General features: G+C 61.7%; 11 protein-coding genes. 4 read left to right on the top strand and 7 right to left on the bottom strand.

Annotation, left to right across the window (positions count from 1 at the left end):
* Positions 1-292 precede the first annotated feature (292 nt).
* From ACA041_RS22160 to ACA041_RS22145, 4 genes are all read right to left on the bottom strand, one after another.
* Positions 293-1,966: a bifunctional protein-serine/threonine kinase/phosphatase gene (locus ACA041_RS22160; protein ID WP_497437680.1), complete on the bottom strand. Its 1,674-nt coding sequence runs from the start codon at positions 1,964-1,966 to the stop codon at positions 293-295.
* 7 nt (positions 1,967-1,973) lie between these two features.
* Positions 1,974-3,185 carry a nitrate/nitrite transporter gene (locus tag ACA041_RS22155; protein ID WP_497437675.1) on the bottom strand — a complete coding sequence of 404 codons (1,212 nt, stop codon included), beginning with the start codon at positions 3,183-3,185 and terminating at the stop codon, positions 1,974-1,976.
* A 338-nt stretch (positions 3,186-3,523) separates the two neighbouring features.
* The gene (locus ACA041_RS22150; protein WP_367372268.1) at positions 3,524-4,099 is read right to left on the bottom strand and encodes an ANTAR domain-containing response regulator; all 576 of its coding nucleotides are present in this window, start codon (positions 4,097-4,099) and stop codon (positions 3,524-3,526) included.
* A 15-nt stretch (positions 4,100-4,114) separates the two neighbouring features.
* A complete protein-coding gene (locus ACA041_RS22145; protein ID WP_497437670.1) occupies positions 4,115-5,326 on the bottom strand; it encodes a CmpA/NrtA family ABC transporter substrate-binding protein in 1,212 nt (403 codons plus the stop codon).
* Positions 5,327-5,557: 231 nt separating this feature from the next.
* Between ACA041_RS22145 and ACA041_RS22140 the strand changes: the two genes are divergently transcribed.
* The gene (locus ACA041_RS22140; protein ID WP_497437666.1) at positions 5,558-6,577 is read left to right on the top strand and encodes a quinone-dependent dihydroorotate dehydrogenase; all 1,020 of its coding nucleotides are present in this window, start codon (positions 5,558-5,560) and stop codon (positions 6,575-6,577) included.
* Positions 6,578-6,790: 213 nt separating this feature from the next.
* Here the strand turns inward: ACA041_RS22140 and rmf are convergent, their stop codons facing one another.
* Positions 6,791-7,006, bottom strand: coding sequence for a ribosome modulation factor (gene rmf / locus ACA041_RS22135; RefSeq protein WP_003223300.1), 216 nt, complete (start codon positions 7,004-7,006; stop codon positions 6,791-6,793).
* A gap of 530 nt (positions 7,007-7,536) precedes the next feature.
* Here rmf and rlmKL point away from each other — a divergent pair.
* On the top strand, positions 7,537-9,807 hold the full coding sequence (gene rlmKL / locus ACA041_RS22130; RefSeq protein WP_497437661.1) for a bifunctional 23S rRNA (guanine(2069)-N(7))-methyltransferase RlmK/23S rRNA (guanine(2445)-N(2))-methyltransferase RlmL: 2,271 nt from the start codon (positions 7,537-7,539) through the stop codon (positions 9,805-9,807).
* A 140-nt stretch (positions 9,808-9,947) separates the two neighbouring features.
* Positions 9,948-12,329, top strand: coding sequence for a sensor domain-containing diguanylate cyclase (locus tag ACA041_RS22125; RefSeq protein ID WP_497437657.1), 2,382 nt, complete (start codon positions 9,948-9,950; stop codon positions 12,327-12,329).
* Positions 12,330-12,401: 72 nt separating this feature from the next.
* Here the strand turns inward: ACA041_RS22125 and dacB are convergent, their stop codons facing one another.
* Positions 12,402-13,862: a D-alanyl-D-alanine carboxypeptidase/D-alanyl-D-alanine endopeptidase gene (gene dacB / locus ACA041_RS22120; protein WP_497437653.1), complete on the bottom strand. Its 1,461-nt coding sequence runs from the start codon at positions 13,860-13,862 to the stop codon at positions 12,402-12,404.
* Positions 13,863-14,095: 233 nt separating this feature from the next.
* Between dacB and ACA041_RS22115 the strand changes: the two genes are divergently transcribed.
* A complete protein-coding gene (locus ACA041_RS22115; protein WP_007896965.1) occupies positions 14,096-14,440 on the top strand; it encodes a YggL family protein in 345 nt (114 codons plus the stop codon).
* A gap of 145 nt (positions 14,441-14,585) precedes the next feature.
* Here ACA041_RS22115 and ACA041_RS22110 read toward each other — a convergent pair whose 3' ends face one another.
* Positions 14,586-15,779 (bottom strand): benzoate/H(+) symporter BenE family transporter, encoded by a 1,194-nt coding sequence (locus ACA041_RS22110; RefSeq protein WP_497437649.1) that lies wholly within the window; start codon positions 15,777-15,779, stop codon positions 14,586-14,588.
* Positions 15,780-15,815: the final 36 nt, after the last annotated feature.

Below are 15,815 nucleotides of genomic sequence, written 5' to 3'. Positions count from 1 at the left end.
GTCTTGCTCGACAAATTTTGCGCAAACAAAAAAAGGCGTCCCGCCAGTTACCTGGCGAGGACACCTTTGTCCTTGTCCCGTTCTCTCGGGCAGCGCAGCCTTCGTCGTTGAAGGTTGGCCTTTATGTTAGTTGAGAGAAGTAATGCAATGGTTGTGCCAAGTTGCGCAAAGTCCGGTATTACCGGGCCGTGGGCAGGCATTCAGGATCAGCTTTGATTTTTCTGCACCGATTCGAGGCGGGGCGCCCGGTCGTGGGGCATATAGCTCCCTCGCCACAGGTATTGTGATCACTTCAGGATGAGTGAAACACCAAAATCAGCAGCACCAGATTCACCACCAACGACACCAGCGCCAACGTCCGCCAAACCTTCAACGGCTCCCGTTCCAGCAAGGGCCTTGGCCGCACGCTCAAGCTGCGCCGCTCGCCCTGTTCCAGCAGCAGCAACCATTCTTCCGCCGTTTCAAAGCGCTGCGCCGGATCCGCCGCCACGGCGCGCTCCAGGCTTTGCGCGATCCATTCCGGCAGGTCGGGTCGGTAGCGACTGGCGCTGACCGGCACGCCAAAGCGGGGACGCTGGAACGCTTCGATTTCGCCGTAGGGATAGTGCCCGGTGAGCAGGAAATACAAGGTCACGCCGACCGCATACAGATCCTGTTGCGGAGTCGGCGCATCACCGCCAAAGGCTTCCGGTGCGATATAGCTTGGCGTTCCGGGCAGGGCAGAGGGCTGATCCTCGGACAGGCCGGGGCAATAGGCGAGACCGAAATCCAGCAGGCGCAACTCACCGTCGTCCCCCAGCAGCAGGTTCTCCGGCTTGATATCGCGATGCAGAATCTGTCGTCGGTGCAGCATGCCCACCGCCCGCAGCAGGCGTTCGGCCAGATCCTGCCATTGGGCGAACGGCAGCGCCCCGACTTTTTCCTGCAGTTGGGCCAGGGTCGATCCCGAATATTCGCGCATCACGTAGTACAAATGCTGACGCTGGCTGGCGGCATGAACCTCAGGGAAATGTCGTCCGGCGACGCGCTTGAGAAACCATTCCTCCGACAGCAACGCTTGCCCGGCCAGATGGTCGTCGCGCAACGCACCGGGCAAGGTTTTCAATAGCCAGGGTTGCTGCTGCCCGTCGCGAACCCGGTAAAGCAGCGACTGCTGGCTCTGGCCGAGGATCCCTTCGACTTCCCAGCCTTCGAAGGTCTGCCCTGGTTTGAGCGCTGGCGGCAGCGGCCATTGCTGCAAATGAATCAAGGCGTCGCCGATGCTGGTTTCTCCCAGGGCATCGACCCGCACCAGCAGGGCGCTGGCATTGTCCTGACTGCCGGCCAGGTGCGCCGCACTGACCAACGTCTGCGCGGCACTGTGCAGATCCGGTTGATCGCGCAGAATCGCCGCAATGGCGGTATCGCCCAGCACGGCCCAGATGCCATCGCTGAGCAGTGCAAAGCTCTCGTTGACGCGCAATTCGCCGTCGAGAAAATCCAGTACCAGGTGCTGATCCAGTCCCAGCGCCCGCTTGAGCACATGCTGCATGCCCGGTTGGTCCCAGACATGATCCTCGCTCACCCGTTGCAAGGTATCGGCGTGCCAGCGATAAACCCGGCAATCGCCGACATGGGCCAGGGTGAAACGCCTGCCGCGCATGACCAGCGCACTGACCGTGGTGAGCAGTGGTTGCCCGCCGCCGTTGGCCTGCAACCAGCGATTTTGTGCCAGCAACAGGCGATCCAGCGCCTGGGCGACACCCCAGGTTTCCGGGGTGGCGTAGTAGTCCAGCGCCAGCGCCTGCAAGGTCGAACGGGCGGCGAGGCCGCCATCGGCGCACTGGCTGACGCCGTCGGCGATGGCGAACAGATAGCCTTTGCTCGCCGCCAGCGCCGGGGTCGGAGTGACCAGGCGCAAGGCGTCCTGATTCTCCTCGCGAGGGCCAATGGCGCTCGCTTCGGCAAAACTCAGCTGCAGGCTCATTCAGCCCTCACACCCGTGCAGCGGTGACGGCGGCCGAACCCCAGGTGGTTCTCCAGCGACGTTTGACGCCATGCAGGCCGAACCAGGCAAGTACCCCGAGGCTGGCGAACAACCACAGCGCCAATTGATAGCTGCCGGTGCTTTGCTTGATCGCACCCATGCCGGCCGCCAGCGCAAAACCGCCGATACCGCCGGCCATGCCGATCAAACCGGTCATCACACCGATCTCCCGACGGAAACGCTGCGGGACCAACTGGAATACCGCGCCGTTGCCCGCACCCAGACCGAGCATGGTGCACACGAACAGTGCCAATGCCGCGTAGGAACTCGGCAGATTGAAACCCACCGCCGCAATGCAGATCGCTGCCAGGGTGTACATCACCAGCAGGGTGCGAATCCCGCCGAAACGGTCAGCCAGGGCGCCGCCCAACGGACGCATCAGGCTGCCGCCGAACACGCAGGCTGCGGTGTAATAACCGGCGGTCACCGGGTTCAGGCCGTATTGGTCGTTGAAGTAGCCAGGCAGCGCGCTGGCCAGGCCGATGAAACCACCGAAGGTGACGCTGTAGAAAAACATGAACCACCAGCTGTCGCGGTCGCCCAGGGCCTTGAAGTAGTCGGACACGGACTTGGCTTTCGGCCGTTCAGGCGCGTTTTTCGCCAGCCAGGCGAAGACGATGATGGTCAGGATCAGCGGGATCAGGGCGAAGCCGAACACGTTGCTCCAGCCAAACGCAGCGGCCAGGACCGGGGCGATCAGGGCGGCGAGCACGGTGCCCGAGTTGCCGGCACCAGCGATGCCCAGGGCCTTGCCTTGATGCTGCGGCGGGTACCATTGCGAGGCCAGCGGCAGCGCGACGGCGAAGGAGGCGCCGGCCATGCCGAGGAACAGGCCCAGCAGCAGCGCTTGTTCATAGCTGTGAATCCCGTGTTTCCAAGCGACGAACAGGGCGCAGATGACGATCACCTGGCCGATCAGCCCGGCGGTCTTAGGCGACAGGCGGTCAGCCAGCAGGCCCATGACAAAACGCAGTATGGCCCCGGCCAGGATCGGCGTGGCGACCATCAACCCGCGTTGTTGGGTGGTCAGTTGCAGGTCGGCGGCGATCTGCACTGCCAGTGGGCCGAGCAGGTACCAGACCATGAAGCTCAGGTCGAAATAGAGGAAGGCTGCGAACAGGGTCGGGGTATGGCCGGATTTCCAGAAGCTTGAATTCATCGCGCACCTCAGCTGTTAGTCGTCTCGAGAAGGAGTCATGAGCTTGCAAGTGGGGCGCCGCTACGGCCGCACCACCGGCCCCGGACTGTGGGGCCAAAACAAAAAAACGCCGCCACCCGATACGCCAGTAGCGAAGGGGGTGAGCGACGTCTTTGTCGTAGGTGGGGCAACCGCCGTTGGTTACCTGTGGTGATTACCTAGCGAGATCTGTGCCAACACCTTGATACCGAGTGTCGGCCATTCGCGAGCAGGCTCGCTCCCACAGGTTTTGTGGCAATTCAAGATGTTGTGAGCGACACAAAACCTGTAGGAGCGAGGCTTGCCCGCGAAGGCGTCCTTCAGCCAAGCAACTCACTCATGGCAATAATCTGCTCCGCCACCTGAATCAACTTCTGCTGGCGGCTCATGGCCTGGCGGCGCATCAGGGTGTAAGCCTCTTCTTCGTTGCAATCCTTCATCTTCATCAGCAGCCCCTTGGCCAGCTCGATGCGCTTGCGCTCGGCCAGTTGCTGGTCCCGGGCGTGCAGTTGCGCACGCAGGGCCTGGTCGCTTTCAAAGCGCGCCATGGCCACGTCGAGAATCGGTTGCAAGCGTTGGGCGTGAATGCCTTCGACTATGTAGGCGCTGACCCCGGACTTGATCGCCCGGCGCATCACATCGGGGTCATGCTCGTCGGTAAACATCACGATCGGCCGCGGTTGGTCGCGGCTGACCAGCACCACTTGCTCCATCACATCGCGACTCGGTGACTCGGTATCGATCAGGATCACGTCCGGACGCACCGTTTCGACGCGTGCGGGCAGGTCGATGGTCAGGCCGGATTCGTCGATCACCTCGAACCCGGCTTCGGTCAGGGCCGCCTTGAGGCGACCGACTTTTTTCGCGGTGTCGTTGATCAGCAGGATTCGCAACATATTTGCAGTCTCCTGTCAGCGGCTGGCGAAAAGGGGCGAGCTGTCGCTCATGGCGTGCAGCTTGAAACTGCGGGCATAACCGCCTGGGTCCGAACCGTCCCAGACCTTGCCGTCGATCAACTGGCTGCAGCGCATCGACTGGCTCCCGGCAGCAACACCGACTGCGGTGGCGGCCTCTCGATACAAGTCTAGTTGCTGCACCTGACCGGCCACTGCGAGGTAGTCCGGGTCGTCGCGCAACAAACCCCAGCGGCGGAACTGGGTCATGAACCACATGCCGTCGGACAGATAAGGCAGGTTGACCTCGCCAGCGCCATGCAAGCGCAGTGCGTGCGGGTCCTGCCAGCGATTGCCGAGGCCATCGGCATACTCGCCGAGCAAGCGCGGTTCGATGCAGTCCAGTGGCGCGTCCAGGTATTGCGCTGCGCTGAGCAATTGCGCGGTGCTGCGGCGATTCTCGGTGCTGGCTTCGATGAAGCGGCTGGCCTCCAGAATCGCCATCACCAGTGCCCGGGCGGTGTTGGGGTATTGCTCGACGAAGGCGCGGGTGCAGCCGAGGACTTTCTCCGGGTGGTCGGGCCAGATGGTCTGGGTCGTCGCCAGGGTGAATCCGAGGTTCTGCTTCACTGCACTGGCGGACCAGGGCTCGCCGACGCAGAAACCGTCGATGCGCCCCGCCTGCAGGTGCGCGACCATTTGCGGCGGCGGCACCACCACGCTGTCGACGTCGTGCAGCGGGTGGATGCCTTGGCTGGCCAGCCAGTAATACAGCCACATGGCGTGGGTTCCGGTCGGGAACGTCTGGGCAAACGTCAGTTTTGGGCGACTTTGGTGCACGTGTCGGTCCAGTGCTTCAGGACTGGTCACGCCCTGGGCCTGCAGACCATGGGACAGGTTGATGCTCTGGCCGTTCTGGTTCAGGCCCATCAGCACGGCCATGTCGGTCGCCGCCACCCCGCCGATCCCCAGGTGGACCGCGTAAATCAACCCGTACAGGCTGTGAGCGGCATCGAGTTCACCGCTGACCAGTTTGTCCCGCAGATTGGCCCATGACGACTGGCGCTTGAGGTTCAGGGTCAGGCCGTAGGGCTGGGCGAAACCCTGGGTGGCCGCGACCACCACCGACGCGCAGTCGCTGAGGGCCATGAAGCCGAGGTTGATTTCGGTCTTTTCCGGGGCATCGCTGCCGTGGACCCAGGCCAGAGGGTTGGCTGCAATTTCAATCATCGATAAACACCTTCCATAAAAAAGCGTCGTACCGGGCCGCTTGCCGGAGCAAGGCCAGGTGACGACGCCGTTGTCTTTCGACTCATCCCGCCGTTGGCATGAGTGCTGATAGCGATGACGGTGCAAGGCATATGCCATCGCCGGCTGTTTTTGCGGCGTGCCTCGCCTGCGGCGCCGATGCCCGGCTATAATCGCCGCCTCATTTCGCCGCCAATCGAGTCAAAGCCGCCCATGTACAACTTGGCCCGTCAGTTGTTGTTCCAACTTTCCCCGGAAACCTCCCACGATCTGTCCCTGGACCTGATCGGCGCGGGCGGGCGTTTGGGCCTCAACGGCTTGCTGTGCAAGGCGCCGGCAAAAATGCCGGTGACCGTCATGGGCCTGGACTTCCCGAATCCGGTCGGGTTGGCAGCCGGCCTGGACAAGAATGGCGCGGCCATCGACGGTTTCGCTCAGCTGGGTTTCGGTTTCGTCGAAATCGGCACCATTACGCCGCGTCCGCAACCGGGCAACCCCAAGCCACGGATTTTCCGACTGCCGGAAGCAGAGGCGATCATCAACCGCATGGGTTTCAACAACCTCGGCGTCGATCACCTGTTGGCCCGCGTCGCAGCGGCCAAGTACAAGGGCGTGCTGGGCATCAATATCGGCAAGAACTTCGATACCCCGGTCGAGCGAGCGGTCGACGACTACCTGATCTGCCTGGACAAGGTTTACGCCCATGCCAGCTACGTGACGGTCAACGTCAGCTCGCCGAACACACCGGGCCTGCGCAGCCTGCAGTTCGGCGATTCGCTCAAGCAGTTGCTGGCTGACCTGGCCACGCGTCGCGCGGAACTGGCGCTGCGCCACGGCAAACATGTCCCGCTGGCGATCAAGATCGCGCCGGACATGACCGACGAAGAAACCGTGCAGGTCGCGCAAGCATTGATGGAAACCGGCATGGACGCGGTCATTGCCACCAACACCACCCTGAGTCGCGTCGGCGTCGAAGGCATGGAGTACGGTGACGAGGCGGGCGGTCTGTCCGGCGCACCGGTTCGCGAGAAGAGTACCCACACCGTTAAAGTGCTGGCGGCGGAATTGGCCGGTCGTTTGCCGATCATTGCCGTGGGCGGCATCACCGAAGGAAGGCACGCGGCCGAGAAAATCGCTGCGGGGGCGAGCCTGGTGCAGATTTACTCCGGCTTCATCTATAAGGGCCCGGCGCTGATTCGTGAGTCCGTGGACGCAATAGCAGCCCTGCGCTGAACCCATGTAGGAGCCGGCTTGCTGGCGATGGCGTCCTTGAGATCGCTATCGCCAGCAAGCCGGCTCCTACAGGGGAAGGTGTCTGGGGCCAGAGAGCAGGCATAAAAAGGGCTCCTCGAGGGAGCCCCTGGGCCGGAGCCCGCCGCCCGGATGGGGCGTGCGTGGTAAGTCGTTACGTAATCAGATTGTCGTGTCGGAGTGTTGTGCCCTGTGTTAGCCGACGGCGTGAAGTTCGTTGAGTCTGTGGATTCCCGCAGTGCCGGTCATACCGTCCCAGTTGTCGCCGCGTCCTTCTCGCCAGCCGTTAATCCAGGCTTGGCGTACCGACGGTAGAGTAAATGGGCAAAGCTCACGGGATTTGCCACCAACGCCATATTGATATCCGCGCAAAAATGCTCTTTCCAACGGATCACGCTTAAGTCTTCTCATAGGGTGTTGCCCTCACTTGTTGACTGTATTTATCGCGTCGACCTCAATTGAGGTCTGGCAGAAAAAAAATCTGCCGTTGGGGCTCGCTGCCGGCGTCGCGAGCCAAGGTGTTGACGCCGTTGCGACGTCAACCTGTGTTGAGTTCTAACCAATGCGTCACATCGAGGGAATGATCGTTTTGTCATAAGGACGTAACGTTAAAGATGGTAAGGCGATAAGTAACACGATGTTTGTTCGCCGTTTATTGACCAAACCCCGGTATGATCGGCCCTGCGCTACATGATGGGGTTAATCCTTTGCTGAGAATGGCTCGCGTTTCCGCCGGCATTATTCGACGAAGGGTCAACTTATGACATTTTGTTGCACCAACTATTTTATCTACCCGTGCATCTAAGCTCTTTTGACCCGAGCAGCAGGGGTGGGACGGCACACCTTCGTGCCACGCGGGCGCTCTTTTAGAAAAGCGCCTGATTGAAAACCGGGCCGGCAATGCGTTGTCGGTCCACTCAGCTAAAGGTTCTGGAATTCCCATGTCCGATCGTTTCGAACTCTTCCTCACTTGCCCCAAAGGCCTTGAAGGCCTGCTTATCGAGGAAGCCGTCGGGCTTGGCCTTGAAGAAGCGCGTGAGCACACCTCTGCCGTGCGCGGCATGGCGACCATGGAAACCGCTTATCGCCTGTGCCTGTGGTCGCGTCTGGCGAACCGGGTCCTGCTGGTGCTCAAGCGTTTCCCGATGAAGGATGCCGAAGACCTCTACCACGGTGTGCTCGATATCGAGTGGCAAGACCACATGCTCAATGACGGCACCCTGGCCGTTGAGTTCAGCGGTCACGGCTCGGGCATCGACAACACCCACTTCGGCGCCTTGAAGGTAAAGGATGCCATCGTCGACAAACTGCGCACCCCCCAGGGCGACCGTCCGTCCATCGACAAGCTCAATCCGGACCTGCGCATTCACCTGCGCCTGGATCGCGGCGAAGCGATTCTCTCCCTCGACCTCTCCGGCCACAGCCTGCACCAGCGCGGCTACCGCCTGCAGCAAGGCGCGGCACCGCTGAAGGAAAACCTGGCGGCCGCGATCCTGATCCGTTCCGGCTGGCCGCGCATTGCAGCCGAAGGTGGCGCCCTGGCTGACCCGATGTGCGGTGTCGGTACTTTCCTGGTCGAAGCGGCGATGATCGCTGCCGACATGGCACCTAACCTGCGCCGCGAACAGTGGGGCTTCACCGCCTGGCTGGGTCACGTGCCGGCGCTGTGGAAAAAACTTCACGAAGAAGCCACTGAGCGTTGCGCGGCCGGCCTGGCCAAGCCACCCCTGTGGATTCGCGGCTACGAAGCCGACCCGCGCCTGATTCAACCGGGCCGCAACAACGTCGAGCGTGCCGGCCTGAGCGAGTGGATCAAGATCTACCAGGGCGAAGTCGGCACCTTCGAGCCGCGTCCGGACCAGAACCAGAAAGGCCTGGTGATCTGCAACCCGCCGTACGGCGAACGTCTGGGTGACGAGGCGAGCTTGCTCTATCTCTACCAGAACCTCGGCGAACGTCTGCGTCAGGCCTGTCTGAACTGGGAAGCCGCGGTCTTCACCGGCGCCCCGGAGCTGGGCAAGCGCATGGGCATCCGCAGTCACAAACAATATTCGTTCTGGAACGGCGCCTTGCCGTGCAAATTGTTGCTGATCAAGGTCACGCCGGACCAGTTCGTCACCGGCGAGCGTCGCACCCCGGAACAGCGTCAGGTCGAGCGCGAGCAAGCGCAAGTAGAGGTCGCCGCGGACGATGTGGCGCCGGGCAAGTACGAGAAGTACAACAAGAACGGCAACCCGATCAAACCGGCACCGGTGGTGGTCGAGCAACCGCGCTTGAGCGAAGGCGGGCAGATGTTCGCCAACCGCCTGCAAAAAAACCTCAAGGCCCTGGGCAAATGGGTCAAGCGTGAAGGCATCGACTGCTACCGCGTCTATGACGCCGACATGCCGGAATACTCCATGGCCATCGACCTGTATCAGGATTGGGTCCACGTCCAGGAATACGCCGCGCCGAAATCCATCGATCCGGAAAAAGCCTCGGCGCGCATGTTCGATGCCCTCGCGGCCATTCCCCAGGCGCTGAACATCGACAAGAGCCGCGTGGTGGTCAAGCGTCGCGAGCGTCAGAGCGGCACCAAGCAGTACGAGCGCCAGGCGGCCCAGGGCAAGTTCGTCGAAGTCAATGAAGGCGGCGTGAAGCTGCTGGTCAACCTCACCGACTACCTCGACACCGGGCTGTTCCTCGACCACCGGCCGATGCGCATGCGAATCCAGAAAGAGGCGGCCGGCAAGCGCTTCCTCAACCTGTATTGCTACACCGCGACCGCCAGTGTCCACGCCGCGAAAGGCGGTGCGCGCAGCACCACCAGCGTCGACCTGTCGAAAACCTACCTGGACTGGGCACGTCGCAACCTGTCGCTCAACGGCTTCTCCGACAAGAACCGCCTGGAGCAGGGCGACGTGATGGCCTGGCTCGACGCCTGCCGTGACGAGTACGACCTGATCTTCATCGATCCGCCGACCTTCTCCAACTCCAAGCGCATGGAAGGGATCTTCGACGTGCAGCGTGACCAGGTGCAATTGATCGACCTGGCCATGGCGCGTCTGGCACCGGGTGGGGTGTTGTACTTCTCCAACAACTTCCGCAAGTTCACCCTGGAGGAGAACCTCACCGAGCGTTACGCGGTCGAGGAAATCACCGCCCAGACCATCGATCCGGATTTCGCCCGTAATGGCAAGATCCACCGCGCCTGGAAAATCACCGCTCGTTGACGCTTGAAAATGTTGGATCCACAGAGCCTTGATTTTAAAAGGCTCTTGGTTTCCTTCAATACTGGTGAAATTAGTGGCTAATAGCTATAACTCAAGGTAGCCATCGCGCTTTCCCGCACCTGGCGTTTTGAGTTGCATCTATGTCGCTGAACGCCGTGCGCCCGAAGATCCTGGGGTTTATCAGTGAAGACGTCTCGGCCTGGCTGGTCCCGCTGCTGGTGTTGCTTGTCGGCGGGATTCTCACCGGATTGCTGGCCTGGTCGACACTCAATCTGTTTCACCAACAATTGCGGCAACGCTTCCAGCTGCTGGCCAGCGAGCGTTACAGCCGAATCGAAGAACGCCTGGAAGATCAGGAGCAGCGCCTAGATGGCCTGCGCCGGTTCTTCGCCAATTCCGACTCGGTGTCCCGTGAGGAATTCGACGGCTATACCCAACCTTTGCTGCATCGAACCCAGGCGTATTCGTTCGCTCGGCGGGTGACTGCTGCCGAACGATCGGAGTTCGAGCGCCAGGCCGGCTTCAGCCTGCGTGAGCTCAATGCCGACGGTCAGTTGCAGCGGGCGGGGGAACGGGATGAGTACGTGGTGGTGCTCTATAGTCAGACCCAAAGCAAACTCGGCTCGCCACTGGGCTATGACTTGCTGGCCCAACCCTTGCGTCGCTCCACGCTTGAGCGGGCGGACGCGCTTGGCAGTATGGCGGTGTCGCAGCCGATGCATCTGGTCAATGTCGAACCGGCTTTCGCGCGTGGCGTGTTGCTGGTGGCGCCGGTGACCGGGCGCAACAGTCCGGGCACGGCGGCAGCCAAACCCTTCGGCTATGTGATAGCGGTGATCAGCATGCGGCAGTTGCTGGCGGACGGATTGCCGGAGGCCGATGATGATTATCTCTCGGTTCGTATCTTCGACTTGTCCATCGACGATCAGCGCGAAGTGCTTTTCGAATCGTCCAACACGCCGGCTACCAGTGAGTTGGCTGCGACCCGCCTGCTGCAAATGGCCGACCGCCACTATCAAGTCGACATAATGCCCAGCGAGGCCTTTGTGCAGGCCAACCATTCTTCGGTGACCAGCCTGGTGGTGCTGGGCAGTTTGCTCAGTGTGTTGCTCAGTGCCTTGTTGTACGTGCTGGTCAGTCAGCGTCAACGAGCGCTGCAGATGGTCGAACAGCGGACCCGGGAACTGCGCGCCCGCGAACAGGAGCTGCGCGGCACCCATGGCCAGTTGCGCGGGGTGCTGGATGCCGCGACGCAGGTGGCGATCATCTCCACCGACCTGCGGGGCATCATCAGCACGTTCAACGCCGGTGCGGAGCAGATGCTCGGCTATACCAGCGCGCAAGTGGTGGGCCATATGACCCTGGAGAACCTGCACCTGCCCCGAGAACTCCTGGCGCGCTCGGCGGAATTGAGCGCGCGTTATGGCAAGCCGATTCCGACCTGCCAGGCGATGTTGGTCGAGGGTGGCGAGGAGGGCGGTCACGAAGCGCGGGAGTGGACGCTGCTGCGCAGCGATGGCAGCCACCTGACAGTGAACATGCTGGCCACCCCGGTGCTCGACGAGCAAGGGCTGTGGGTCGGCCACCTGGCGATCTGCATCGACATCACCGAGCGCAAACGGGTTCACGAGGCCCTGGCGGCCCGGGATCTGTTGCTGAAGAAACTCAGCGCCCATGTGCCTGGCGGCATTTACCAATTCAAGATGGAGTTCGACGGGCGCTTCAGTGTGATCTACGCCAGCGACGGTATCCGCGAGATCTACGAGCTGGAGCCGGACGTGTTGTTGCTCAATGCCGAAGCAATTTTCACCCGGATTCATCCCCAGGACACTACCCGGGTCCGCGCCTCGATCCGCGCGTCGGCGGACACCCTCAGCCCCTGGCGTGAGGAATATCGCGTGCAGCTGCCCGTGCGCGGCCTGCGTTGGGTCCGTGGCGAGGCGACCCCGGAGGAGCTGCCCGGCGGCGGAGTGCTCTGGCATGGCTACGTCTCGGACATTTCCGACCTGAAACGGGTGGAGGAAGAGTTGCGGGCGCTATCGGTCACGGACGCCCTGACCGGGATCCACAACCGCCGTTATTTCCAGGAGCGCCTGACCACCGAAATGGCCCGGGTCGAGCGCGGTGGCGGCCAATTGTCGGTGATCATGCTCGATATTGACCACTTCAAGCGCATCAACGATCAACATGGCCACGCCGTAGGCGATCGGGTATTGCAGGCAGTCTGCGAGCGCATCGGTCATCGGTTGCGGCGCACCGATGTGTTTTGTCGCCTCGGTGGCGAGGAGTTCATGGTGCTGTGCCCGGATATCGACGGTGAAAGGGCCCAAGTGCTGGCGCTGGAGTTGTGGCATGGGTTGCGCAGCTCACCGATCGACGACGTCGGATTTGTCACCGCGAGTTTCGGTATTGCCAGCTGGCGAGCGGGAGAGGGCGCGGATGCGCTGCTGCTGCGGGCGGACTCGGGGGTGTATGCGGCGAAACAGGCCGGCAGGGATCGGGTTGTAAGCGAGATGAATTAAGGCTGTACGCATACCCCCTGTAGGAGCGAGCTTGCTCCTACACAGGGGGCCTGTGGTGTTCATTGGATCTTCTTACAACACCGAAGCCGTTTCCGGCTGTTTCGGCTGGCGATACAAGTCCAGCAGCACCTGATCCAGCACCGAGGAGGCGCCAAACGGTGCCTTGTCGTTGAGGATCGCCACCACCGCCCAGGTATTGCCATTGATGTCGCGGCTGTAGCCGGCAATTGCCCGAACGGTATTCAGGGTGCCGGTCTTGACGTGGGCTTCACCGCGCATGGCGGTGGTCTTCAGGCGTTTGCGCATGGTGCCGTCGGTGCCGGCAATCGGCATCGAGCTGATGAACTCGGCCGAATACGGGCTTCTCCAGGCCGCTTGCAGCATCCCGGCCATTTCCCGGGCACTGACTCGTTCGGCGCGGGACAGGCCTGAGCCGTTCTCCATCACCAGGTGCGGCGCGGTGATGCCTTTCTTCGCCAGCCATTGGCGTACCACGCGCTGGGCGGCCTTGGCGTCGTCGCCGTCGGCGTCGGTGCGGTACCTCTGGCCAAGGCTCAGGAACAACTGCTGGGCCATGGTGTTGTTACTGTATTTGTTGATGTCGCGGATGATTTCCGCCAGATCCGGCGAGAAGGCGCGCGCCAAAACCTTGGCGTTTTTCGGCGTTGGCGCCAGCACATCCCTGCCCTGGATGCTGCCGCCCAGCTCCTTCCAGATCGCCCGCACCGCACCGGCGGTGTAGGTCGCGTGGTCGAGCAGCGACAGGTAAGTCTGGGAGCTGCAGCCCTCGCCCAACTGGCCGCCGACGGTCACGGTCACGCTGCCATCGGCCTGGGTGACAGGGTTGTAGCGCACGCCACCGGTGCATTGCTTGGAGTTGACGGCCTTGACCTGGTTTTCGATGCGGATGCTGGCGATCGGCGGTTCCACCGACACCAGCACCCGGCCGTTGTCGTTACGCGCCACAAAACGCAGGGCCTTGAGGTTGACCAGCAGCGAGTCGGGCTTGACCAGGAACGGTTTGTTCTCGTCATTGCCGTCGTCGTTGAACTCGGGCAGTTGCGGTTGCATGAAGAAGTTGCGGTCCAGCACCAGGTCGCCGGTGACTTGCGTCACGCCGTTGGCGCGCAGGTCGCGCATCAGCAGCCAGAGTTTTTCCATGTTCAGCTTGGGGTCGCCGCCACCCTTGAGGTAGAGGTTGCCGTTGAGAATGCCACCGCTGAGGGTGCCGTCGGTGTAGAACTCGGTTTTCCACTGGTGGTTCGGGCCGAGCATTTCCAGGGCCGCGTAAGTGGTGACCAGTTTCATGGTCGAGGCCGGATTGACCGAGACGTCAGCGTTGTAAATGGTCGGGGTGCCAGGGCCGTTGAGCGGGATCATCACCAGCGACAGGGCGTTGTTCGGCATTTTGCTGGCCTTGATGGCCTTTTCGACGTTGGGCGACAGACCGGTGTTGATCGGCGCGGCGCAGACAGGGAAGGCCAGGGGAAGGAGCAGACCGGCCAGCAACAATGGGCGCAAAGACTTGATCATGTGCAATAAAACCCTACAGGCGAGGGGAAAAAAACGAGGGCATGAAAATGAATTCCCTCAGTGGTCATGAAAGTGTCGGCATTATGCCCCAAGGTGTATCGGCTTGTGCCGTGCCCTGGCCTTCAAATCCGCTATTTTTTTACCGACGGTAGGCGTGGCGCCGTCGAGAGACGGGCAATCGGCGTCTTAAACTGCTAAAGTGCCGCCCGTTATTACTTATGAGGATTGTTCCAATGGCGACTAACCGTTCCCAGCGTCTGCGCAAAAAATTGTGCGTCGATGAATTTCAAGAGCTGGGTTTCGAGCTGAACCTGGATTTCAAAGAAGATTTGGCTGATGAAGCCATTGATGCTTTCCTCGACGCGTTCCTCAAAGAAGCCATGGAAGCCAACGGCCTGGGCTATGTTGGCGGCGACGACTTCGGTCTGGTTTGCCTGCAGAAGCGTGGCTCGGTGTCCGAAGAGCAGCGTGCTGCCGTTGAAGCCTGGCTCAAGGGCCGCAGCGAACTGACCGAAGCAACCGTCAGCCCGCTGATCGACGTCTGGTACCCGGAAAAGCCGATCAATCCGGTAGCTTGATGTTGTAAAAAAACGGCGGCCCAAGGGTCGCCGTTTTTTTATGTGTTTTTTGTAGGAGCGAGCTTGCTCGCGAAGGACGTCAACGATAACGCGTTCATCCTGAATAAGCGCGTCGCCCTTGAGACCTTCGCGAGCAAGCTTGCTCCTACAGGGCCTTACGCCAATTCAGGATCACCAACGTCAACACCCCCGCCACAATCCCCCAGAATGCCGAACCGATGGAAAACAGCGTCAACCCCGACGCCGTGACCATGAAGGTGATCAGCGCCGCTTCCCGTTCCTGCGCTTGTGCCATGGCAATGCTCAAGCCATTGATGATCGAGCCGAACAGCGCCAGCGCGGCAATCGACAGCACCAACTCTTTGGGCAGCGCGGCAAACAGCGCCGCCAAGGTTGCGCCGAACACCCCGGCGATGCCGTAGAAAATCCCGCACCAGACCGCTGCCGTGTAGCGCTTGTTGCGATCCTCATGGGCATGGGGCCCGGTGCAGATCGCCGCGCTGATGGCCGCCAGGTTGATCCCGTGGGAGCCAAACGGCGCCAGCAGCAACGAGGCAATGCCGGTGGTGGTGATCAGTGGCGAAGCCGGCACGGTGTAGCCGTCGGCGCGCAAAACGGCGATACCCGGCATGTTCTGCGAAGTCATCGCCACCACGAACAGCGGGATACCGATGCTGATGGTCGCGGCCAGGGAGAAGTGCGGGGTAGTCCAGACCGGCGTCGCCAGTTCCAGATGGAAACCGCTGAAATCCAGCAACCCCATGAACCCCGACAGCGCCGTGCCGATCAGCAATGCCGCCAGCACCGCATAACGCGGTGACAGGCGCTTGACCAGCAGATAAGTGAAAAACATCCCCAGCACCAGCGCGGTGCGATGTTGCGCGGCGACAAAGATTTCGCTACCGATCTTGAACAGAATCCCGGCCAGCAAGGCCGCGGCCAACGAGGCCGGAATCTTTTTCACCAGGCGTTCGAAGCTGCCGGTCAAACCGCAGGCCGTCACCAGCACCGCGCAAGTGATGTAGGCGCCGATGGCTTCGCTGTAGCTCACGCCGCCCAGGCTGGTGATCAGCAAGGCGGCGCCGGGGGTCGACCAGGCGATGGTGATTGGTGTGCGATAGCGCAAGGACAGGCCGATCGAGCACACCGCCATGCCGATCGAGATCGCCCAGATCCACGATGAAATCTGCCCGCTGGTCAGGCCCGCCGCTTGCCCGGCCTGGAACATCAGCACCAGGGAGCTGGTGTAGCCGGTCATCATCGCGATGAAGCCGGCGACGATGGCCGAAGGTGACGTGTCGGCCAGGGGGCGGAGCTGGGTGTGGGTGGCGTCGGTCATGACAGCGGTGTTCCTTATACGTACGAAAATATCCGT

Source organism: Pseudomonas sp. LBUM1676 (assembly GCF_059695605.1).
Note: the sequence above shows the minus strand (reverse complement) of the source record. Positions and strands in the feature narration are given on the sequence as shown.

What these genes read in the sequence shown, in the direction of transcription:
- ACA041_RS22160 (WP_497437680.1), bottom strand. Translation starts at nt 1,966, where the DNA reads ATGAGCCTGCAGCTGAGTTTTGCCGAAGCGAGCGCCATTGGCCCTCGC.
- ACA041_RS22155 (WP_497437675.1), bottom strand. Translation starts at nt 3,185, where the DNA reads ATGAATTCAAGCTTCTGGAAATCCGGCCATACCCCGACCCTGTTCGCA.
- ACA041_RS22150 (WP_367372268.1), bottom strand. Translation starts at nt 4,099, where the DNA reads ATGTTGCGAATCCTGCTGATCAACGACACCGCGAAAAAAGTCGGTCGC.
- ACA041_RS22145 (WP_497437670.1), bottom strand. Translation starts at nt 5,326, where the DNA reads ATGATTGAAATTGCAGCCAACCCTCTGGCCTGGGTCCACGGCAGCGAT.
- ACA041_RS22140 (WP_497437666.1), top strand. Translation starts at nt 5,558, where the DNA reads ATGTACAACTTGGCCCGTCAGTTGTTGTTCCAACTTTCCCCGGAAACC.
- rmf (WP_003223300.1), bottom strand. Translation starts at nt 7,006, where the DNA reads ATGAGAAGACTTAAGCGTGATCCGTTGGAAAGAGCATTTTTGCGCGGA.
- rlmKL (WP_497437661.1), top strand. Translation starts at nt 7,537, where the DNA reads ATGTCCGATCGTTTCGAACTCTTCCTCACTTGCCCCAAAGGCCTTGAA.
- ACA041_RS22125 (WP_497437657.1), top strand. Translation starts at nt 9,948, where the DNA reads ATGTCGCTGAACGCCGTGCGCCCGAAGATCCTGGGGTTTATCAGTGAA.
- dacB (WP_497437653.1), bottom strand. Translation starts at nt 13,862, where the DNA reads ATGATCAAGTCTTTGCGCCCATTGTTGCTGGCCGGTCTGCTCCTTCCC.
- ACA041_RS22115 (WP_007896965.1), top strand. Translation starts at nt 14,096, where the DNA reads ATGGCGACTAACCGTTCCCAGCGTCTGCGCAAAAAATTGTGCGTCGAT.
- ACA041_RS22110 (WP_497437649.1), bottom strand. Translation starts at nt 15,779, where the DNA reads ATGACCGACGCCACCCACACCCAGCTCCGCCCCCTGGCCGACACGTCA.